At 64.0% G+C, this 20,090-nt stretch carries 20 protein-coding genes; 7 read left to right on the top strand and 13 right to left on the bottom strand.

The features are described 5' to 3' along the window. Positions 1-39: 39 nt before the first annotated feature. Positions 40-1,284 carry a threonine ammonia-lyase gene (locus tag AC0L30_RS16800; RefSeq protein ID WP_007590682.1) on the top strand — a complete coding sequence of 415 codons (1,245 nt, stop codon included), beginning with the start codon at positions 40-42 and terminating at the stop codon, positions 1,282-1,284. Positions 1,285-1,301: 17 nt separating this feature from the next. Here AC0L30_RS16800 and AC0L30_RS16795 read toward each other — a convergent pair whose 3' ends face one another. The 8 genes from AC0L30_RS16795 to AC0L30_RS16760 form a co-directional block, all read right to left on the bottom strand. Beyond that, positions 1,302-2,480, bottom strand: coding sequence for an aminotransferase class V-fold PLP-dependent enzyme (locus tag AC0L30_RS16795; RefSeq protein ID WP_035992621.1), 1,179 nt, complete (start codon positions 2,478-2,480; stop codon positions 1,302-1,304). A 29-nt stretch (positions 2,481-2,509) separates the two neighbouring features. Continuing rightward, positions 2,510-2,923, bottom strand: coding sequence for a GFA family protein (locus AC0L30_RS16790; protein WP_007590685.1), 414 nt, complete (start codon positions 2,921-2,923; stop codon positions 2,510-2,512). Positions 2,924-3,015: 92 nt separating this feature from the next. Continuing rightward, complete coding sequence (locus AC0L30_RS16785) at positions 3,016-3,579, bottom strand: CAP domain-containing protein (RefSeq protein ID WP_473404737.1); 564 nt, start codon at positions 3,577-3,579, stop codon at positions 3,016-3,018. A 104-nt stretch (positions 3,580-3,683) separates the two neighbouring features. Further along, positions 3,684-4,778, bottom strand: coding sequence for a serine/threonine protein kinase (locus AC0L30_RS16780; protein ID WP_007590689.1), 1,095 nt, complete (start codon positions 4,776-4,778; stop codon positions 3,684-3,686). Positions 4,779-4,785: 7 nt separating this feature from the next. Beyond that, positions 4,786-6,213 carry a methylenetetrahydrofolate--tRNA-(uracil(54)-C(5))-methyltransferase (FADH(2)-oxidizing) TrmFO gene (gene trmFO, locus AC0L30_RS16775; RefSeq protein WP_007590691.1) on the bottom strand — a complete coding sequence of 476 codons (1,428 nt, stop codon included), beginning with the start codon at positions 6,211-6,213 and terminating at the stop codon, positions 4,786-4,788. Positions 6,214-6,338: 125 nt separating this feature from the next. After that, a complete protein-coding gene (locus tag AC0L30_RS16770; protein WP_007590701.1) occupies positions 6,339-6,491 on the bottom strand; it encodes a DUF1127 domain-containing protein in 153 nt (50 codons plus the stop codon). 472 nt (positions 6,492-6,963) lie between these two features. Further along, complete coding sequence (locus AC0L30_RS16765) at positions 6,964-7,788, bottom strand: lytic murein transglycosylase (RefSeq protein ID WP_354128846.1); 825 nt, start codon at positions 7,786-7,788, stop codon at positions 6,964-6,966. A 130-nt stretch (positions 7,789-7,918) separates the two neighbouring features. After that, entirely contained in the window at positions 7,919-8,827 is a 909-nt protein-coding gene (locus AC0L30_RS16760; protein ID WP_219685498.1) for a DUF2189 domain-containing protein, read from the bottom strand. Positions 8,828-9,160: 333 nt separating this feature from the next. Between AC0L30_RS16760 and AC0L30_RS16755 the strand changes: the two genes are divergently transcribed. Then, entirely contained in the window at positions 9,161-9,550 is a 390-nt protein-coding gene (locus AC0L30_RS16755) for a DUF3597 domain-containing protein (protein ID WP_219685497.1), read from the top strand. A gap of 53 nt (positions 9,551-9,603) precedes the next feature. Here the strand turns inward: AC0L30_RS16755 and AC0L30_RS16750 are convergent, their stop codons facing one another. Continuing rightward, a complete protein-coding gene (locus tag AC0L30_RS16750) occupies positions 9,604-9,879 on the bottom strand; it encodes a GNAT family N-acetyltransferase (protein ID WP_219685496.1) in 276 nt (91 codons plus the stop codon). Between the two features lie 103 nt (positions 9,880-9,982). On the opposite strand from AC0L30_RS16750, the gene AC0L30_RS16745 reads away from it, so the two are divergent. After that, entirely contained in the window at positions 9,983-10,912 is a 930-nt protein-coding gene (locus AC0L30_RS16745) for a tetratricopeptide repeat protein (RefSeq protein WP_473404736.1), read from the top strand. Positions 10,913-10,975: 63 nt separating this feature from the next. Here the strand turns inward: AC0L30_RS16745 and AC0L30_RS16740 are convergent, their stop codons facing one another. Further along, the gene (locus tag AC0L30_RS16740) at positions 10,976-11,332 is read right to left on the bottom strand and encodes a hypothetical protein (protein WP_007590711.1); all 357 of its coding nucleotides are present in this window, start codon (positions 11,330-11,332) and stop codon (positions 10,976-10,978) included. Between the two features lie 179 nt (positions 11,333-11,511). Here AC0L30_RS16740 and AC0L30_RS16735 point away from each other — a divergent pair, with 179 nt between their 5' ends. After that, on the top strand, positions 11,512-13,119 hold the full coding sequence (locus AC0L30_RS16735) for an acyl-CoA synthetase (protein ID WP_007590712.1): 1,608 nt from the start codon (positions 11,512-11,514) through the stop codon (positions 13,117-13,119). Between the two features lie 9 nt (positions 13,120-13,128). Further along, positions 13,129-13,989 carry a PCC domain-containing protein gene (locus AC0L30_RS16730; protein WP_007590713.1) on the top strand — a complete coding sequence of 287 codons (861 nt, stop codon included), beginning with the start codon at positions 13,129-13,131 and terminating at the stop codon, positions 13,987-13,989. A 16-nt stretch (positions 13,990-14,005) separates the two neighbouring features. Here AC0L30_RS16730 and AC0L30_RS16725 read toward each other — a convergent pair whose 3' ends face one another. Continuing rightward, the gene (locus tag AC0L30_RS16725) at positions 14,006-16,078 is read right to left on the bottom strand and encodes a DUF1217 domain-containing protein (protein WP_473404735.1); all 2,073 of its coding nucleotides are present in this window, start codon (positions 16,076-16,078) and stop codon (positions 14,006-14,008) included. Positions 16,079-17,235: 1,157 nt separating this feature from the next. Here AC0L30_RS16725 and AC0L30_RS16720 point away from each other — a divergent pair. Together AC0L30_RS16720 and AC0L30_RS16715 are read left to right on the top strand one after the other, a co-directional pair. After that, a complete protein-coding gene (locus AC0L30_RS16720) occupies positions 17,236-17,817 on the top strand; it encodes an SRPBCC family protein (protein ID WP_473404734.1) in 582 nt (193 codons plus the stop codon). A 2-nt stretch (positions 17,818-17,819) separates the two neighbouring features. Next, entirely contained in the window at positions 17,820-18,773 is a 954-nt protein-coding gene (locus AC0L30_RS16715) for a YVTN family beta-propeller repeat protein (protein WP_007590717.1), read from the top strand. A gap of 48 nt (positions 18,774-18,821) precedes the next feature. Here the strand turns inward: AC0L30_RS16715 and AC0L30_RS16710 are convergent, their stop codons facing one another. Further along, a complete protein-coding gene (locus AC0L30_RS16710; protein WP_473404733.1) occupies positions 18,822-19,496 on the bottom strand; it encodes an HAD family hydrolase in 675 nt (224 codons plus the stop codon). 18 nt (positions 19,497-19,514) lie between these two features. Further along, positions 19,515-20,078 carry a DinB family protein gene (locus AC0L30_RS16705; protein ID WP_007590721.1) on the bottom strand — a complete coding sequence of 188 codons (564 nt, stop codon included), beginning with the start codon at positions 20,076-20,078 and terminating at the stop codon, positions 19,515-19,517. Positions 20,079-20,090: the final 12 nt, after the last annotated feature.

Raw genomic sequence — 20,090 nt, 5'->3', positions numbered from 1 at the left:
GCTTATCGCCGGAGCCGGGCAAATGCTCTATGCTGTCCTATGGCTGAGTTGTCCCAAACCATATCTTCCGATCTGGGCGGCCTTCCGGTCGCACCGGCCGACATCCATGCCGCCGCCGAGACGATCCGCGGCGCCGTCGTCGAGACGCCCTGTAGCTACAGTCGCACGCTGAGCAATATCTGCGGCTGCGATATCTGGCTGAAATTCGAGAACCTCCAGTTCACCTCCTCGTTCAAGGAGCGCGGCGCGCTCAACCGCCTCACGGCGCTGACGCCGGAGGAGCGCGTGCGGGGCGTCGTCGCGATGTCGGCGGGCAACCACGCGCAGGGCGTCGCCTATCACGCCAAGCGGCTCGGCATTCCCGCCACCATTGTCATGCCGGTCGGCACGCCCATGGTGAAGGTCGAGAACACCAGGCATCACGGTGCCGAGGTGGTGGTGACGGGCGCCACGCTAGAGGAGGCGGCCGCGTATGCGCGCAGCCACGGCGAAGCGCGCGGCATGATCTTCGTCCATCCCTATGACGATCCGCTTGTCATCGCGGGGCAGGGAACGGTCGGGCTGGAAATACTCAAGACAGTGCCGGAGCTCGATACACTGGTCGTCCCGATCGGCGGCGGTGGTCTGATCAGCGGGATCGCCATTGCCGCGAAATCGATCAAGCCGTCGCTGCGGATCCTCGGCGTCGAGGCCTGGCTCTACCCCTCGATGTACAACGCCATCCACGACGGCAATCTGCCGGCACGTGGCGACACACTCGCCGAAGGTATCGCGGTGAAAACGCCCGGCAAGATCACAACCGAAATCGTCCGCCGCCTCGTCGACGACATTGCGCTGGTCAACGAAGCCGAACTCGAGCGCGCGGTGGCGACCCTGATCTCGATCGAGAAGACGGTCGTGGAAGGCGCCGGTGCCGCTGGCCTCGCCGCGCTGATGTCCGACCCGTCCCGTTTCGCCGGCCAGAAGGTCGGGCTGGTGCTGAGCGGCGGCAATATCGACACACGGCTGATCGCATCGGTCCTGACCCGCGAGTTGGCGCGCGAGGGGCGGCTCACCCAATTGTCGCTCGACATCCCCGACAGGCCCGGCCAACTGGCTGCTGTCGCGGCACTGCTGGCGGAGGCCGGCGCCAATATCATCGAGGTCTCGCACCAGCGCACCTTCTCGGATCTTCCGGCCAAGGCGACGTTGCTGCAATTGGTGATCGAGACCCGCGACAGCGCCCATCTCGACGAGGTCATGGCGAAGCTTGGCGCATCCGGATTGAGTGCGCGCTGTACCTGAGCTGTGCGCGCCCGCCGCTATCGCGGCGTCAAACCCGCCAAATGGGCGATCAGCCGATCGATCTCGGCTTCCGTATTGTAGTAGTGCGGGGAGGCGCGCACCACCGGCGGCAGCGAGCGAATTTCGGCATCGATGCGCGTGCTCGACGGATCTGAGGCGCCGATCGTGATGCTGGCTGCGGCCGCGCCGCTGACGACCGCCTCCGCCTCGTAGCCGTCCACCGTGAAGCTGACGATGGCTCCCGGAGTGCGTCCGAGGTCGCGAATTCTGATGCCGCGAATGGACGCAAGGCTGCCCCTCAGGCGGTCCGCCAGCATGCGGCACCGCTGCTCGATCGGGCCGATCCCGATGTCCAGGGCATAATCGACAGCCGCGCCGAGCCCAAGCCGGGCTGCGTAGTTGTTCTCCCAGGTCTCGAAACGGCGCGCATCGTCACGCAGCCGATAAGCGTCCCGGGAGACCCAGGGTGCGGCGTAGTGGTCGATCATCGGCGGTTCGAGCCGCTGCAGCATCGCCCGGCGGACGTACAGGAAGCCAGTGCCGCGCGGGCCGCGGAGGAATTTACGGCCCGTCGCCGACAGCATGTCACAGCCGATGGCCTCGACGTCGACCACCATCTGTCCGACCGCCTGGCAGGCGTCGAGCAGATAGGGGATGCCGTGCGCCCGCGCGATCTTGCCGACGGCTGCTGCGGGATTGACCAGTCCGCCATTGGTCGGAACCCAGGTGATCGCAATCAGCTTCACGCGCTCGTCGATCATGCGTTCGAGCGCGTCGACGTCGAGTTCGCCGCTGGCATCACTCGGCACGATGTCGATCGCGGCGCCTGTTCGCTTGGCGACCTGAAGAAAAGCGACATAGTTGGCCGCGTACTCCGCCTCGGCGGTCAGGATCCGGTCGCCCTTGCTAAATGGAAGCGCGTAGAAAGCCATCTGCCAGGCAACCGTCGCGTTCTCCATGAGGGCGATCTCATCCGGCGCGGCATTCAGCAGGCGGGCCACAGAGCCGTAGACTGAATCAAGCCGGCGCGACTCCCGATCGGCTGCCGCATAGCCTCCGATCTCGCACTCCAGATCGATATGCTGCTTCATGGCTTCGACGACAGCAACGGGCATGAGAGCAGCTCCCGCGTTGTGCAGGTACGCCAGCCGGGAGGTGGCTGGCGTGTCGGCACGTATTCGCTCGATGTTGATCAACTAAATCTCCGGCTCGGACTATCGTCGCGTCAGTGCGGCATTTCCTCGAACTGCGGCAGGTTGAGCGGCATGTTCCACGACATGCGACGCTTGGTGAACATCTCGAGCTTCGGTGCCACGAGGTCGGGCCGGTCGAGGCTGCCCAACTGGACGAAGACCGTCTTGGGGAAGCTATCGAGATTAGTGGTAAAGACCCGCGAACCGCATTCCGGGCAGAAATTGCGATCCAGGCCTTTGCCGGAATTGGCGATGTAGTGAAACGCCTTCGGCTTGCCGCAGAGAAGCGTGAAATCGTCCTCGGGTACCGCGAAGAAGGTCGCCATCTCGCCGCCCGAAGCGCGCTTGCAGTCGTTGCAATGACAATTGGCGATGAAGGACGGATCGGTGCTGAATTCGAACTTGATGGCGCCACAGGCGCATTGAGCGGTGTACTTCTTGGCCATTGATCGCCTCAGGTTGGTTGAGGATAGCGGCGCGATCATAATGGCCGGTCGGAGAAGCGCGTGCAACAATGCTTCCGGCGCGGCGTCACGCCTCAGATGCAGAGGCCGAGCAGCTTGATGTGGCAGCCGCCGGATTTCGGCTTGCTTGCAGGAACGGCTTCGCGTTTCACGGCAACGAGGGGCTCTCCGTCTTTCTTGCCTTTGCCTTTGCCTTTGCCCTTCGGCTCGTAGTCGCCGGCGATCACCATTGCCCAATAGGTGCGCTTGCCGCTGGCGTTTTTCGCGCTCGCGATCCCGACGCGGGAAGCGTTGTGCAGCAGCAGGTTCTTGCGGTGTCCGGACGAGTCGATCCACTGCCCCAGAGTCTTCTCGAAATTGTCGTAGCCGTAGGCAATATTCTCGGCGGCGCGGCCTGCGCCGGCAGGTGCGACCCGGCGGTTGAACGGACCGAGGGCGTCGTGACTGAGGTCGTCCTTTGTCGCCATCGCGTGCGCCTGGTCCATGGCGATGCGGTCGAGGGTCGAATCGCGGACGACGCGGACCTCGCCATGCTTGAGGCGGAAGCTGGAGATCAGTTCGGCGGGAGACTCGGCCATTACGGGCGCGGTGGCGAGCAGCAGAAGGCCGGCGATCAGGCCGCCTACCACACGATGCATCATCGTCCCCCGAGTGCCCATGACCCCGCCAAGTCCCCCACCAAGCTCGAATTATCGGATCGCTTCTCTATCGCCAATGTGGACGCTTCAAGGCGTGATCCACGCTAGCCCGCCGGCAGGTCGGCCTCGAAATTGAAGCGGTCGCGCAAGTTCTTGCGCTGCTCCAGGATGTCCTTGAGGAAAGCACGGTCCTGGTCGTTCTTCATCATCGGCTCGATCAGGTCGAGCTGGTTCATGGCGACCAGTTGCAGGATCTCCGTGCGCGGCTTGCCGTCGGCGTTGCGTGGCAGTGCGTGCACGACCTGGATGTGTTCCGGGGGCTTCGGCCCCTTGGCGGCGCTGAGTTCGTTCCGCAATTGGCCTTCGAGCGCGGCCTGATCGGCTTCGACGAAGGCATAGAGGCCGACACCGGAGCGGCGGTCGGCAAACGCGACGATGGCGGTGTCGCGCACGGCGGGGTTCTTGCGGATCAATTCCGCCAGCACCGGCGCGTCGTTGACGAGCCTTCGGCCGCCGCCTTCACGGTCGGTGAAGTTGAACAGGCCGCGCGTGATTGCCCGATAGACCTTCTTGCCGGTGGCGAGCCACAGGCTGGCGGCGAACGACTTCTTCGCCAGGATCTTGCGCTCGCGCGGCGTCAGCGCCTCGGGCGCGTAGGATCGCTTGTGCTTGAGCAGATGCCGGAGATCTTCATACGCCAGGATCCGGTAAAGCCGGCCGCGACGGTCGAAGCAGGCCGCGAGCTGGAAGTCGGTCACATAGGCGCTACCGTCGCGGCCGACCAGCCAGTTCTGTTCCTTGGCAAGATCGTTGTGGCAGATTCCGGCGCGGCGCAGCCGTCGCAGCGCGGCCTTCGCCGAGCGAAAATAAGCGAGGTCGCCATGCGGTTTCGCCAGATGCAGTGCGACACCATCGACGAAGCTGCGCACCAGCGCGCGGCGTCCGGCCCACAGCAGCTCCGGGCCGACATCGAGTCCCTTGGCGAGTGCCAGCGCATGCGTCTCGCGGGCGAACAGATGGCGCGCCAAAAGGAATGACCACCACGGCACCTCGTCGAGGCGGCGCAGCACCGCGTCGACCTCGCCGTCATCGTCGCGGAATCGGCCGCGCTCGACGGTCGAGAACACGTCGCGCTTGAGCAGCACGCCCTCGGTCCAGCGCGCCGAGAGTGTTGCGGCGTCGTCTTTGGGAAGGTTCATCGAAAACTCACGCCGCGGCGGCAATGCGCAGGTGATCGGCGATCCAGCGATCGAGATCGGCGAGCGCCAGCGCGCTCATCGCCTGCTTTTTGGCCACCGTCTTCTCGTTGCCGCGCAGTCGGCTTCCGTCCGGCTTCTTCGTCGGTACACTGGCGAGCGGTGGGAATAGGCCGAAATTGATGTTCATCGGCTGGAACGAGCGCGTGCCGGGCTCGATGGTCTCGATATGGCCGCCGGTGATGTGGCCGAGCAGGGATCCGAGCGCCGTCGTAGCAGGCGGACCCGCAAGCGTCTCGCCGCGCACCTCCGCTGCCGCATAGAGGCCGGCAATCAGTCCGACGCTGGCGGATTCCACATAGCCCTCGCAGCCCGTCATCTGGCCGGCAAAGCGCAGCCGCGGCTGCGCGCGCAGGCGCAACTGGCCGTCGAGCAGCTTTGGCGAGTTGAGAAAGGTGTTGCGATGCAGGCCGCCGAGGCGGGCAAATTCGGCCTTCTCCAGCCCCGGAATGGTGCGGAAGATGCGTTGCTGCTCGCCGTATTTCAGCTTCGTCTGGAAGCCGACGATGTTGTAGAGCGTGCCGAGCTTGTTGTCCTGGCGCAGCTGCACGATCGCGTAGGCCTTGGTGCTGGGATCGTGCGGATTGGTGAGGCCGACCGGCTTCATCGGCCCGTGGCGGAGGGTCTCGGGGCCGCGTTCCGCCATGACCTCGATCGGCAGGCAGCCGTCGAAATAGGGCGTGTTGGTCTCCCATTCCTTGAACTCAGTCTTCTCGCCGGCGACCAGCGCTGCGACGAAGCCGTCATACTGCTCCTTGGTCATCGGGCAATTGATGTAGTCGGCGCCGGTGCCGCCGGGACCGACCTTGTCGTAGCGCGACTGGAACCAGGCCACCGACATGTCGATGGATTCGCGGTGCACGATCGGCGCGATCGCGTCGAAGAAGGCGAGGGCGTTCTCGTCGGTCAACTCGCGGATCGCATCCGCCAGCGGCGCCGAAGTGAGCGGGCCGGTCGCAACGATGACGTTGCTCCAATCGGCCGGCGGCAGGCCTGCGACCTCGCCGCGGGCGATCTCGATCAGGGGATGATCGTTCAGCGCCTTGGTGACGGCCGCTGAGAAGCCGTCGCGGTCCACCGCCAGCGCGCCGCCGGCGGGCACCTGGTTGGCGTCGGCTGCGCGCATGATCAGCGAATCGAGGCGGCGCATCTCGGCATGCAGCAGGCCGACGGCGTTGTTGGCGGCATCGTCCGAGCGGAACGAATTGGAGCAGACGAGCTCGGCAAGCCCGTCGGTGCGATGTGCCTCGGTCATGCGGGTCGGCCGCATCTCGTGCAGCACCACGGGCACGCCGGATTTGGCCACCTGCCAGGCGGCTTCGGAGCCGGCAAGGCCTGCGCCGATGACGTGCACGGTATTTGATTGGGGTCCTGTCATGGGGCGGACAGGTAGCGCTTTTCGGCGGTCAGTGGAATCGCCGAGATCGAGTTTTCTGCCTCCGGATGCGACAACGCCCGCACGAGGCGGGCGCTATCGGTTCGTCCGGTTGAGGCTGAACGATATCAGCCCTGATACTGACCGGCGGCAACGCGCGGGATGTCCGAGCGATCGAGGCCGATATCGGCCAGTTCGCGATCGCTAAGCTGGGACAGCTCGGCAACATTGCGCTGATAGTCCCGGAAAGCCTGGATCATGCGGATGAGCGAGAGCAGCATTGGTAGTCTCCTGTAGTTCGATTCAGCTCTTGCCCGAGCCTCATCGTTGAAACAAATATAAGTGAGAGTGGTGCAGTGCGAAAGTTCCGATGTTGCGATGCAGCTAAGCGCTGGGTGCATGGCATTGGTAACGGTCGATTAACCCAGGAGCACTCCCGCCCAAAGGGTAGGCGGAACGGGAAAAAGTGTACTGAAAATGCCCGTGAATTCACGGATTTACTGCGGATGAGGCGGTTCCACTCAGGGCCAGATAAGTTGCTTTGTGGTCGTCCGCAAGTTGATCGAATAGCTTCTATACCCAAGTCTCGCATGCGCGAATCGCATGATGATCGGGCATTAAGAGTGAACTAAGATTCATTAACAAGCGAGAGGGTACACTTTTGCCAGCCCTGGGCCAGCGGTGCGACTAAACCCTGGCGGATCGACATAACGCGGCGCTGCTGCAGTGCACACACGCCGAACCGTGGGGCTTCTAAGGGGCGCGCGCGAGCTGGGTGGCGAAATAAGCGACAGTCTTCGAGTAGACCTCGCTCTTGTTCCACTGCTGTAGCACCGCGAAATTCGGACTGCCCGGCTGCCAATCCTTACCCTTTTGCCAGCCATAACCGGCGAGATAGTTCGCGGTGGAGGCGAGCACGTCGGGGGCGTTGTGCAGGAGATCGCGCTTGCCATTGCCGTCGAAATCGACAGCGTATTTCATCCATGACGACGGCATGAACTGGGTCTGTCCGAGCTCGCCGGCCCAGGCGCCTTTCATGTCGGCCGGTGCGAGGTCACCGCGCTGGACGATGCGGAGCGCATCCAACAGCTCGGCGCGAAACTGCTCGGCGCGGCGGCAGTCATAAGCCAGCGTCGCCAGCGAGCGGATGGTTGCGAACTTGCCGGTATTGACGCCGAAATCGGTCTCGAGACCCCAGATCGCAACCAGCACCTCGCCAGGCACGCCGTAGGTCTGCTCGATACGCGACAACACCGAGCCGTATTGCTTCATCATGTTGGAGCCGCGCGTCAGGCGCGGCGGCACCATGCGGCCGGAAAACTCCTCGAAGGTCTGGCTGAAGACCTTCTGCGAGCGATCGCGGTTGAGCACGTTCTGATCGAGCGTCACACCGGCGAGCCCGGCGGAAATGGCTTGTTGCGAGACGCCTTTGGCCGCGGCGTCCGTTTTGAAGTCTGCAAGCCACGCGTCGAAATTGCCCGAACCGCAGGCAACAGCGGCGAGCGCTGGCTGGGCGGATAGGATGGACGCGGTGAGGGCTAAGGCTGCGAGGGCGAGACGAGAAATCGTCGGGGTCATTCGAGCAAATAAATTCCGTGAAGTGATCTGAACGGCGGGTGCAATCTCGATGGAAACCGCGGCCAAAGCAAGGCGTATGACAGTGCGCGATCCTGCCCGCACCGGAGCAGGATCGCATGTCACGATATCGTCAGCCGTCGGTCCGATTGCGCCAGGGGAAGAGGTTGGCGGGAAAGTCGGCGGCCGGCTTGCGTGGACGATGCGGCGGAGGCGGCACCGGACGCGCGCCCGGATCGGCTGCGATTACCTTGCGATAGAGATGCCAGGTGGCATGGCCGAGCACGGGGACCACCACGGCAAGGCCGAGGAAGGCGGGAATCGTGCCCAGCGCCAGCAGGACGGCCACGATCAGGCCCCAGGCCGCCATCGGCACCGGGTTCTTCGCGACAACGCGCAGCGACGTCACCATTGCCTCGAACGCGCCGGCATGGCGGTCGAGCATCAGCGGGAACGACACGGCGCTGATGCAGAGCGCGGCAAGGGCGAACAGGAAGCCGGTGCCGCAGCCGACCACGATCAGCCACCAGCCTTGCCGGCTCGTGAGCACGCGCGTCAGAAAATCCGAGATCCCGGATGCGCCTTCATAGCCGAAAGCGGCAACGTAGATCGCCTGCGCGGTCGCAACCCAGGTCACGAACAGGGCCAGCAGCAGCGCGCCGAGACCGAGCATCGCGCCGAAGGAGGGCGAACGCAGCACCTCCATGGCATCCCAGGCGCTGGCCTCCTCATGGCGCTCGCGCCGGCTGGAGAGCTCGTAGAGACCGAGAGCAGCGAACGGGCCGATCAGCGCGAAGCCAGCGGCCAGCGGAAATAACAACGGCAGCACTGAATAGCCCATCACCACGCGGGCAAGCACGAGGCCCAGCACAGGATAGATCACGCAGAGGATGATGGCGTGGCTCGGCACCGCCTTGAAATCGTCCCAGCCGCGCTTGAGCGCATCGTGCAGATCGGAGAGTTGGATGGTTCGGATCACCGGTCCAGCCGCTTCTGCGGTCTGGGCCAAGGTGGGGACATTGCCCTGGTAGAGTGTGGCCATGGTCGCTAGCTCCCTTGCCATGCAGCCGCATCTGGCGCCAGCAAACGGCGCAAGCGGCCGCTATTCTAAGTTTCACGATCCCCAACCAGACGCGAATTCCGGATGGCATCGCGAACTGAACGTCAAGCCTACGCCCATTTGCGAGTCCTGTCCCTCACGCTTGGGTGAGATTCGATGCCGCAGCGCAACCCCGATGATGTCGTTCGGTCGTCATTTCGCCGCAGATAAGCTGATGCTGCGTGCTGGTCCGCGGAACTTTGCGGGCGCAACGACGCAACTTGGTCTATAAGTGCCACTCAAGGCCCTCCAGCGGGTCCTTTTCGGGGAGCAGACATGAGCATTTTCGGGAAAATTATGGGCGCGATCTTCGGTAGCCAGCCAGCTTCCGCCGCGCCCGCAGGCAGCGCACCGTCGGGCAGCGCGCCCGCAGGGCCCGCGCCGGGCGGATCGGCGCCCGCGGCGACGGTGGACGTTGCCTCGATCGTCGACGCGGCGGCCGCCGCGCACAAGGGCGAGAAGCTGGAATGGCGTACCTCGATCGTCGACCTCATGAAGGCGCTCGACATCGATTCCAGCCTCGCCGCGCGCAAGGACCTCGCCAAGGAGCTTGGCTACAGCGGCGACACCAACGATTCCGCGACCATGAACGTCTGGCTGCACAAGCAGGTGATGTCCAAGCTCGCCGCCAATGGCGGCAAGCTGCCGCCGGAGATCAAGCACTGACCGGTCCCCCGGTCGTAACCCAAGGGCCCGCGATCGCGCGGGCCCTTTTGCATTCAGGCGACGAGATCCGCATCTTCCGGATGCCTGTCGAGATAGTCGACGACGAATCCGCAACCGGCGATCACCTTCTTGCCGTCGCGGCGGATCAATTCCAGCGCGCCCTTGACCAGCTCGGAGCCGATGCCGCGGCCGCGCAGCGCGCGCGGCGTCTCGGTGTGGGTGATGATCACCGCCGACGGCGTCAGCCGGTAATTGGCGAAGGCGATTTCGCTGCCGACATCGAGCTCGAAGCGGCTTTTGTCCTTGTTGTCCCGTACCGATGGCGCCATGCAAAATCCTTCCGACCTGCTGCTTGCCTCTGATCTAGGCGCCTGAACCGGCCCTTGCCAAGGTGCGACCAAGAGGGATTGCCGCAGGGGAGATATCCGGAAAATGCGTGTCCCGCTCAGCCTCCTGGCGCTGCTCGCCGCGCTGATCTCGCCGGCTCCGGCGTCCGCGGCAGGCGGTCCGGCCTGGGAGGCCTGCGTCGGATTGGCCAGCACGCCGGACGAGCGGATCAAGGCTTGCTCGACTGTGGTCGATACCAAGAGCGAAACCGGACCTCGGCTCGCCGGCGCTTATTGCAATCGCGGTCATGGTCTGACGGAGAAGCGCGAGCTCGACGCGGCGCTGTCCGATCTCGACGATGCGGTCAGGCGCGACCCCGGCTATGCCTGCGCCTACAACAATCGGGGCCGTGTCTACAGTTTCAAGCGCGACTATGATCGCGCCATCGCCGATTACGACTTGGCCATCAAGCTCGATCCGTCGCTGGCGCTGGCCTACAGCAATCGCGGCGAGTCGCGTTTCAACAAGGGCGATCTCGACGGTGCGTTCGCGGACTTTGACGCCGCGATCAAGCGCGATCCCAAATACGCCATGGCCTACGCCAATCGTGCGTTGGTGTCTTACCGCAGGCGCGACATGGCGCACGCCATCGCCGACTATACCACGCGGATCAAGCTTGCGCCCGATCTGCTCGCCTATATCGATCGCGGCAACGTCTATCGCGATAGCGAGCAGCTCGATCGCGCCGCCGCCGATTATGGCGAGGCGATCCGCGTTGCGCCGACCGACGCGCGCGGTTGGCGCAATCGCGGCATGATCCGGCTCTATCAGGGCGACAGCAAGGGCGGCCTTTCCGACTACGACAAGGCGCTGCAATACGATCCCTCCGACGTGTTCTCGTGGAGCAACCGCGGACAGGCTAAGCTGCGGCTCGGCGACAAACAGGGCGCGATTGCCGATTTCAGGAAGGCGCTGGAATTGAAGCCGGGCCTGCCGACCGCACAGGAGTCATTGCGGAAGCTCGGGGCGTTGTAGCTCCCGGTCGCTTCTCGCGACGACGGGGCCGGACTTCCACCAGGTCCTGATCGTCCGGAGGTTTCAATCGGTCGCCTTGGCGAGCCTGGAATCCTCGGACTGCGCCTGCGGGCGCAGGCATCCCTGGCAGATGACGAGGGAACGGTTGACCCTGGCGTCCTGTTCCGCCTCGATGCCGTCCTGCGCCTGCCACCATTCCTTCGAGTAGGGTTTAAGCCCTGCTTGCGAGCTGTTGCGCTCGGATCGGGCCGTGCGTGCTGGTCCTGAGGGAGCGCGCGGGTGATTGGGATTTTCGCCAGCGCCGTCCCAGGCATAGCGCGCAGGCGTGAAGGCGGGACCGGAGGCGAGGTGCGCTTGTGGGCCCACGGCACATCCGGCAAGCGCCAACGACAACAGGAGGAGGGCGGGCGCTTTGACCATGATGCGGCACTCTGTACGCGAGAACTGAGCGAGGTTGCGCCGATCATGTTTAAAATTTCCTGAACGGTGGGATGGGCTGCGCTGCGCCCGGCAGCCTTGCAGGGGTCGTGGCGATGGCGATAAATGGGCTGCAATGAGCGGGCGGCTTGCGTGCCGTCCGCCGCCGAAGAGGAAGCCCGATGCAGCCCCTGCGCATGTCCCGCCGCGTCATGAATCTCGCTCACATGCTGACCCAGAATGCGCGGCGGCATAGGGCGCGTCCCGGTTTCGTCTGGGGTGACAGATGCTGGACCTGGCGGGAGATCGACGCGCAGGTCTCGGCGCTGGCGGCGGCGCTCGCTGCGCGGGGCATCGCGAAGGGCGACCGCATCCTCGTCCATTCCAAGAACGGCGACGAGATGTTCTTCTCGATGTTCGCGGCGTTCCGGCTCGGCGCGGTCTGGGTACCCACCAATTTCCGACTGATGCCGGACGAGGTGACTTATCTTGCGCAGGCCTCCGGCGCGAAGGCGTTTCTGTGCCACGTCGATTTTCCTGAACACGCCGCGGCCGTGAGCGGTGGCGCGCTGGAATTCACCTGGAGCATCGACGGTCGGGCGCCATTTGCCGAGACGTCGGTTGCGGATGCCGTCGCGTCGCGCGCTGGCAGCGTGGTCGAGAACGTTGCGGTCGAGCACGACGATCCCTGCTGGTTTTTCTTCACGTCGGGGACCACCGGCCGCTCCAAGGCTGCGGTGCTCACCCACGGGCAGATGGGTTTTGTCGTCACCAACCATCTCGCCGATCTCACGCCCGGCGTCACCGAAGCGGATGCTTCGCTGGTGGTGGCGCCGCTGTCGCATGGCGCCGGCGTGCATCAGCTGGTTCAGACCGCGCGTGGCGTTTGCACCGTGCTGCTCCCGACGGAGAAATTCGATATCGACGAGGCGTTCCGCCTGATCGAGACGCATCGGGTCAGCAATCTCTTCGTGGTGCCGACCATTCTGAAGATGATGGTCGAGCATCCCGCCGCCGACAAATACGACCATTCCTCGCTGCGCCAGGTGATCTATGCGGGTGCGCCTATGTATCGCGAGGACCAGAAGGCTGCGCTGAGGAAGCTCGGCAAGGTCATCGTGCAGTATTTCGGTCTCGGCGAGGTGACCGGCAACATCACCGTGCTGCCGGCGGCGCTGCATGATCCCGAGGACGGGCCGCACGCGAAGATCGGCACCTGTGGCTTCGAGCGTACCGGCATGCAGGTCTCGATCCAGGACGACGAGGGCCGCGAACTCGGCGCCAACCAGAGCGGGGAGATCTGCGTGATCGGCCCCGCCGTGCTTGCCGGCTACTACGACAATCCCGAAGCCAATGCGAAGGCGTTCCGCAATGGCTGGTTCCGCACTGGCGATCTCGGCCACATGGACGAGGAGGGGTTCGTCTACATCACCGGACGAGCCTCCGACATGTACATCTCCGGCGGCTCCAACATCTATCCACGGGAGATCGAGGAGAAAATCCTGACCCATCCTTGCGTCGGCGAGGTCGCGGTGCTCGGTGTGCCCGATGCGACCTGGGGCGAGGTCGGCGTTGCCGTCTGCGTCGCCCGCGAAGGCGCAAAGCCGGTGAGCGAAGCGGAGATGGCGGCATTCCTCAGCCCCAAGGTGCCGCGCTACAAGATGCCGAAGCGGTTCTTCTTCTGGGAGGCCTTGCCGAAATCCGGCTACGGCAAGATTCCCAAACGGATGGTTCGCGACGAGCTCGAGGCGCGCGGGCTGCTCGATCTCGACAAGACGCGGGCGGGCTGAGCGAAAGTCATGCGCAGCATCAAGCAGCCCGGCGCGCCGGTCGCCGAACGCATCCAATGGGTGGAGGCGAGGGGACGCGCTTTCTCCTTCACGCTTCGAGCAGGTCTGCCGCTGTTGGAGGCGGCGCGCCGCGGTTTTGCCGCGGAGGGATTCGCCGGCGGCGTGCTCAGCTTCGGGCGCGGCGCGCTCGGGCCGTTCGCCTATGTCATGCCGGCGCTGTCGAAGACCAGCGAGAACGCCGCGTTCTATAGCGACACTTTCCGGCCGGGCGGCGTGACGCGCACCAGGCTCGGCAGCATGACGCTGGGCACGCGCGATGGCGCGCCGTTCTTTCATTGCCATGGGCTGTGGACGGAGCCCGATGGCCGCGACAGTGGCGGCCACATGCTGCCGGACGAGACTGACGTCGCCGAGCCGTTCGAGGTCGAGGCCTTCGGCATCGATGGTGCGATGTTTGCCGCCGAACCCGATCCCGAGACCAACTTCAAGCTGTTCGGGCCGGTGCCGGCTGCGAGCACCGGCGCACGCACGACCAGCCGCGCTTTCGCGCTGCGGCTGCGCCCCAATCAGGATTTCGCCATCTGTCTCGAAGACTTCTGCCGCGCGCAAGGCATCGCGCGCGCCAGGATCCACGGCGGCGTCGGCTCGACCATCGGCGCCCGCTTCAGCCATGGCGGCGTGACCGAGCCCTTCGCGACCGAGCTTGCGGTCACCGGCGGCACGATTGCGGCCGGCGCCTCCGGAGCGCTCGAAGCCGCACTCGACGTCGCCCTGATCGACTACACCGGCGGCATGGCGGAGGGCCGTCTGGTCCGTGGCGACAATCCCGTGCTCATGACCATGGAGCTGGTGCTCGAGGTGTTGGACTAGTCCCGGCGGGCGACCGTCAGTGAGTGCGTAGCTTGGCAATGGCCAGATATGTGGAGTCACTGATCCCCGAACCGGATCCCTGAAAGAGGTTGAGCAGGGGGGATTGACCCTGACCGGTGCTCTGGCTGTTTCTGATGTCATACATGGCGGAGAAACGGTTCAGCAGCTTTGTAACCTTCGCGGGATCGGACAGGTCCTTGATCTTCATGAATCTGTCCACGAACTTGGCCTGCTGGTCGATCGGCATCGCCGCCATCGAGTCAGGCAGATCGAAGGTGGTCCTGAACACCTCCGAAAGAGCCTTGTCGGCAAGGATGTCGTACGCGGATGTGATGTCCCCCGCCTTTCGCTGGAAATAGAGCGCCAGGCGCACGCCGGGATTCGCATCGCCTTGCTGCTGCTCCAGGCTTTGCTCGACATAGTTCGCCTGTGTTTCCCGAAACTGATCCCGCTTCTGCGGCCCCATCATCGGAAGACGCGCGACGTTGCCTTGACTGTCGAAATTGAACGACGCCGCGATTTCGGCAAAGCGAGGATCGCTTTCGGTGTTCGCGAAGCTCTTTGGATCGTTCAGATCGGAGCTGAAGATCTTCTTGAGAAATTCGGTGCTGACCTTCCTGGGATCCAGACCCTTGGCCAGGAGAATGAAATCGACCATCGGCCTGTTTGCGAGAAGATCGGAAACACTGTCGATGCCGGCGATGGCCTGCTGATATTCCGACGCATCCTTCGTGGCCTGGGCCCGAACTGCGGCCTGCTGCTGGGGCGTTGCCGTGCTGGCGCTCTTCACCGCTCCAATGACGTAGTCCTTCGCGATCTGGAGGACTTCAGCCGAGTCCTGAGCCACCAAGGGGGTGGTCAGATTGCCCTTTGCGTCGAAGTTGAAGGCGCGGGCCAGCTCCAGATATCGATTGTCCTTGAGGGTATAGACGTAGCTTTTGGGGTCGTTGATGTCGCTTTCGAGCACGGCCTTGACAGTCGCCGGCGAGACGTTTGCGGGATCGAGGCCGACGGCTCCCAGCGCAAAATCATAAACGCCCGGTGTCGATACGAACGCCTGGACTGAATTGATCTTGAGGATGGCGGTTCTGAATTGCCTGATTGCAAAGGCTTCGTTCAACGGGCTTGCCGCCGAATAGACGGCGGACTTGCTGTCGTCGAACCTCTGTTTCGTGATGGTGACATTTGCAGCAGTCTGCGCCGACACGCCTGACGGAAGCGACCCGTCGGAGGAAAACTCGAACGCACCTGCCAGGTCGACGAACCCGCCAATCGATCCTATCTGGTCGCTGAGGCTGGAAATGCTGCTCGCATATGACTCCAAATGATGCTTTTCGACCAGGATCTGCACGTTCAACTGGGTCACATTCGCGCCCGGTTGCGATAATTGGGCGGTGTAGTCGGCGATCCTTGAATTGGCCGCGGTGACATCCGATCGGGCTTGAGCAAGATCGGCGTTGAGGCCACTCAACTGAGAGGCGAAAGTGGTGTTGACGTAGCTGTTGGGATCGGATGGATCGCTGCGCAAGACCTGGCTTATCGTGTCACGCGACCACTTGCTTTGATCGATCCCGTACGCCGAATAGACGTAGTTGCGAAGACGGTCGTTGTTCAGGAGCTGGTCTGAACTGCTGATGTTGCCGATTTCGGCACTGTAATAATTCGAGTCGCCGGCAAGTGCATCGACCTGGCTCTTCCTGGTCGCCGTGTACAGGCCGATCATCTCGTCGGTCTGGTTCTCCGATTGCGCAACCGGCGTTGCACTGCCATTGAAGGAAAATGCCGCGGCGAACTCGCGGTAACGCTTGTCGACCAGCTTGTTGACAAAGCTGTTTGCGTCGGAAAGGTCGCTCTCCAGCACCTTTTTCATGAACGCTTTGGCGTAGGCCATGTCTTCGAGGCCGTATGCCTTCGTTGCATAATGATAAAGGCGATAGTCTTTCATGAAGTCGTCGACGGACTTCACCTTGCCGATGTGGGCTTTGTAATAGGCGGCTTCTCGCGCCACGTCCTGTTGCTGTTCGACCCGCGTCAGGGATTGCTTGAGATTGCGCGTGATGTAGCTGTAGCTGAAATAGGTTGATACCATCGCGCACTCCTCGCGGCTATTGCGGTCTCGGACGTCCGTCAATCATTGCGGGGTCGTGAGGTGGGGCTGGCCTCATGCCGGCAAACTGTCTGAGCTGCGTCTTCCCAGGACGATTCCGTTTGACAAGCTGAGGTTACAATTTGCGTCCGATGCTGCATGACGAGTTTTGTTGCCGTTTGTTTCTGTCTGTTTCCCAGATGCAGCTTTCGCGAGGCTTTCGTGCTTGGCATGTTGCGGTCGCCAGCGCGCCAGATAAAGTTCCACGCTCGTGTCCCGGACAAGCTGCAACGCGTAAGCGTTGCGGCGTAGAGCGGGGACCCAGAAGCCGTGCATTTGCCGCTGCGTGGGCCCCGGCTCTGCGGCGCACCGCCGAAGGGGCGTTGCGCCGCGTCCGGGGCACGCGCCCAAAATCCATCTTCGTATTTCAATCCACAGAGTCCGCGCACCTTCGCCTTCTCGCGGCCTGTGCGGCCCGAGCTTTGCGGCATTCTTTGCCCCAAAAATGCCGAGGGCGCAGGGAAGGCCGGGTGCCGGCTGGCACCCACGGTCCACTGTGCGAAGGTTGCGCTACAAGAGGCTGCACAGCGGCATACAGGTGAAGCCCAACACACGGCCTTCCCTGCGCAGTGGTTTGACGGCTTATGTCGTGATCTCCCCGGGGAGCGATGCACTATTGCCCCCGTCGCCTTGCGGATGGCTGATGCGGATGCCCGGTCGGGCCGCCCACATCACCACAAGACTTGACGCACAGACCCCGGGCGTCAGGACCACACGATCTTGCCGTACGCGGATCACACCGGTCGTGTGCGCGACGCCTTCGTTCACGGTTGCCCGCCCTGCGAAGCCTTCGCGCCGGTGTGGCCCACGTCCACCACGTCCCATCCCGCGTTCGTGACGATCGCGATCCGCCCCTCGGCCGGGTTGGGATGGCTTTCTATACGATAATCCGAAATACGGATAAAGAGAAATATTTTTGCCGATCGTGGTTGACCCGCTTATTGGGTGTTTTGCCCGCCGGGCGGCAAGGGGTTGTGGGGCGCGCGGACGCCTGCCGCAACGTGGCCACGAACGGGTCTCCCCTCGGCCGCAAAATGCGCTACCATGATCCCAGCGCGCATCAAGTCGCGCATGATCAATGAGACGCATGAGGAAACGAGATGAGGGTGACGATTGGACGCCGCACGGTCTTGGGCGTAGTACTGACTGCTGCGGGCGCGGCAGCTTTGACGGCGGCGTTTGGCCCGGCTTCGACATCGGCCTGGGCCCACGGGCCGACCCGGCAGAAGGTCCGCGAATCCATCGAGATCAACGCCGCCCCGGCCAAGGTGTGGGCCGCAATGGGCAATTTCCAGGACATGAGCTGGCTGCCGCCTGTTACCAAGACCGAGGGCGAGAAGGGCAACGAGATCGGCGCGACGCGGAAGCTGACGCTGACGGGAGGCGCGACCGTCGACGAAGAGCTCTACAAGTTTGACGCCGCCGCGATGAGCTATTCCTACCGGATCACCAATGTGGACGTGAAGGTGCTGCCGGTCACCAATTATTCCTCGACGCTCACCGTCACGCCGAGCGCCGACGGCAAGGCCTCGACCCTGGAATGGGCCGGCGCGTTCTACCGCGGCTTTCCCAACAACGATCCGCCGCCGGAGCTGAGCGACGAGGCGGCTAAGACTGCGGTGAGCGGGCTCTACAAGGCCGGCCTCGAGTCGTTGAAGAAGAAGATCGAGAGCGGAAGCTGACCGTGCGGGCGTTGGTCCTGGCGGCGCTCGCTGCCAGCCTTTACCGTGCCGCTCTCGGCAGCGCGTGCGCCGACGAGGCGTTCGTGACCAACCAGCTCAGCGACGATTTGATGGTGGTGGACCTCGCCACCGCGCGCAGCGTCGCGACCATCCCGATCGGCGGCAAGCCGGCGGGCGTGGCCGTTAGCGCGGACGGGCGCTTTGCCTATGTCACGAGCCCGGACGCCAAGGCCGTAACGGTGGTGGACGCAGCAACGCGGCAGATTGCAGGGCGGATCGAGGTCGGCGGCGGGCCGCTTGGCATTGCCGTCGCGCCGGATGGCCGCACCGTCTATGTCGCGGACTGGTACGCAGCCGCCGTGCGGGTGATCGACGCTGCGAGCCGCAGCGTCACGGCCAGCATCGCGGTCGGCGCCTCGCCGTCGGGGCTCGCAGTGACGCCAGACGGCAAGCTGCTGCTCTCGGCCGACCGCGACGACGACAGCGTCTCGGTGGTGGACATCGCGACCCGCCAGCGCAAGGCGACCATCAAGGTCGGCACCCGTCCGTTCGGCGTCACCATCGATGCCGAAGGCAAGCGGGCCTACACCGCCAATGTCGGCTCCAACGACGTCTCCGTGATCGACATCGCCGCTGGGTCCGAGACCGGCCGCGTGCCGGTCGGGATGCGCCCCTATGCGGTGGCGCTGGCGCAGGGCCGCGGCTTCGTCACCGACCAATATGGCGGCACTGTCAGCGTGTTCGATCTGGCGACCTTGAAGCCGATCAAACGCATCAATGTCGGCGATTATCCCGAAGGCATCGCCGCGACCGCCGACGGCAAGCGCATCATCGTCGCCTGCTGGGAGAGCAACACGCTCGACATCATCGACGCGGTCGAGCTAAAGGTGATCGGCGAAGTCAAGACCGGCGACGGCCCGCGCGCGTTCGGGGCGTTTTTGCGCAGGACGGAGTAGGGGCGTCGTAGCCCGCATGAGCGGAGCGACTTGCGGGACAGGCTCTCCTCATCCACCGCCGTTCCCGGATATCGCTTCGCTCATCCGGGCTACTGCACCGGGGCACAGCGTCCATACAATCTCATCCATCTGCTCAAACATGTGATCCGGCGCCTGCGCCCGCAGCGCCGCCGGCGCCGCATAACCCCAGCCCACCGCTCCGCAGGCAATTCCCACCGTCCGTGCCGCCTCGATGTCGCGCACCTCGTCGCCGATCGCGATGACCTTGCCCGGCTCCACGCCGGCGCGGCGGATGACCCGTCGGAATTTCGAAGGCTTGCCAAAGATCGACGCGGCGCAGTCGAAATGCGCGAACAGCGCGGCGGCCTCGCCGAGTTTTTCGCGCGCATTCGCTTCGCTGTCCGATGTCACCAGTGCGAGCTGCACGCCGTTACCGGCCAGTGTTTTCAGCATCGTCTCGACGCCCGAAAACAGCGAAATCTCGGCGGCCGCCTCTCCCTTCAGCCGCCGCGCATGCCGCGCGATCGCCGGCAGCTTCCACAAGGGCACCTCGAGCCGGCTGAGAATCTCGCGCGACGAAGCATGCCGCAGCCCCTCGACATCCTCATCGGCGACGCGGCGGAAGCCGAAGCGGTCGGCGACGTCGTTGATGGTGCGCAGGAACCACGGGAAGCTGTCAGCCAGCGTGCCGTCGAGATCGAAGATGGCGAGGGAGTAGGGCATGGAGACGAAGCTACACCGCTAGGCTTTCCACACCGCTTCCTCGGTCCATCCGAGTTGGTCGAATTCGGTGGCCCTGAGCGGCGCCTCTCCCTCGGCGAAGAACTCGTCTAGCTGGGGCGGGGTAACGTGCGTTTCGGACAGCATCGCGTGGGCTTGTCCGCGATGATGAATTTGATGCTGGAACAGATGCATGAGCAGCCGGTCGCGACGTTCGATCTGCACGCGGGTGTCGCGGTTGATCCGCACGAGACCGTCGAGAAGCTCGGGCGTCAGTCCATCGCAGACGGCAATCAAGCGCTTGTCGATCGCGGCTTGCTCGGGCTTCAGCGCGGCAAGTGAAAGGTGGGGCACCTGGTTCTTCCAAGCCGCCGGTCCCAGCCATCCGCCCTCCAGCGCATCGACATAGAAGAGGTCTATGACATGGATGTGGTTGAGCGTGCGCTGCAGGCTTGGAAAGAAGCCGGTTCGTGCGGCTTCGAAGTCAGCCTGAGACAGCGCGGCGCAAGCAGTGAGCAGCCGGTGGTTCGCCCAAGCATTATTGTGGGCGAACGCACGATAGGTTTGCAGAAGTCCTGCAGGCAAAAGCGACCTCCC

This window comes from Bradyrhizobium sp. MI1.11, assembly GCF_055811255.1.
This window is presented reverse-complemented; position numbering and strand designations above follow the sequence as displayed.

What these genes read in the sequence shown, in the direction of transcription:
- AC0L30_RS16800 (WP_007590682.1), top strand. Translation starts at nt 40, where the DNA reads ATGGCTGAGTTGTCCCAAACCATATCTTCCGATCTGGGCGGCCTTCCG.
- AC0L30_RS16790 (WP_007590685.1), bottom strand. Translation starts at nt 2,923, where the DNA reads ATGGCCAAGAAGTACACCGCTCAATGCGCCTGTGGCGCCATCAAGTTC.
- AC0L30_RS16785 (WP_473404737.1), bottom strand. Translation starts at nt 3,579, where the DNA reads ATGCATCGTGTGGTAGGCGGCCTGATCGCCGGCCTTCTGCTGCTCGCC.
- AC0L30_RS16780 (WP_007590689.1), bottom strand. Translation starts at nt 4,778, where the DNA reads ATGAACCTTCCCAAAGACGACGCCGCAACACTCTCGGCGCGCTGGACC.
- trmFO (WP_007590691.1), bottom strand. Translation starts at nt 6,213, where the DNA reads ATGACAGGACCCCAATCAAATACCGTGCACGTCATCGGCGCAGGCCTT.
- AC0L30_RS16770 (WP_007590701.1), bottom strand. Translation starts at nt 6,491, where the DNA reads ATGCTGCTCTCGCTCATCCGCATGATCCAGGCTTTCCGGGACTATCAG.
- AC0L30_RS16765 (WP_354128846.1), bottom strand. Translation starts at nt 7,788, where the DNA reads ATGACCCCGACGATTTCTCGTCTCGCCCTCGCAGCCTTAGCCCTCACC.
- AC0L30_RS16760 (WP_219685498.1), bottom strand. Translation starts at nt 8,827, where the DNA reads ATGGCCACACTCTACCAGGGCAATGTCCCCACCTTGGCCCAGACCGCA.
- AC0L30_RS16755 (WP_219685497.1), top strand. Translation starts at nt 9,161, where the DNA reads ATGAGCATTTTCGGGAAAATTATGGGCGCGATCTTCGGTAGCCAGCCA.
- AC0L30_RS16750 (WP_219685496.1), bottom strand. Translation starts at nt 9,879, where the DNA reads ATGGCGCCATCGGTACGGGACAACAAGGACAAAAGCCGCTTCGAGCTC.
- AC0L30_RS16745 (WP_473404736.1), top strand. Translation starts at nt 9,983, where the DNA reads ATGCGTGTCCCGCTCAGCCTCCTGGCGCTGCTCGCCGCGCTGATCTCG.
- AC0L30_RS16740 (WP_007590711.1), bottom strand. Translation starts at nt 11,332, where the DNA reads ATGGTCAAAGCGCCCGCCCTCCTCCTGTTGTCGTTGGCGCTTGCCGGA.
- AC0L30_RS16735 (WP_007590712.1), top strand. Translation starts at nt 11,512, where the DNA reads ATGCAGCCCCTGCGCATGTCCCGCCGCGTCATGAATCTCGCTCACATG.
- AC0L30_RS16730 (WP_007590713.1), top strand. Translation starts at nt 13,129, where the DNA reads ATGCGCAGCATCAAGCAGCCCGGCGCGCCGGTCGCCGAACGCATCCAA.
- AC0L30_RS16725 (WP_473404735.1), bottom strand. Translation starts at nt 16,078, where the DNA reads ATGGTATCAACCTATTTCAGCTACAGCTACATCACGCGCAATCTCAAG.
- AC0L30_RS16720 (WP_473404734.1), top strand. Translation starts at nt 17,236, where the DNA reads ATGAGGGTGACGATTGGACGCCGCACGGTCTTGGGCGTAGTACTGACT.
- AC0L30_RS16710 (WP_473404733.1), bottom strand. Translation starts at nt 19,496, where the DNA reads ATGCCCTACTCCCTCGCCATCTTCGATCTCGACGGCACGCTGGCTGAC.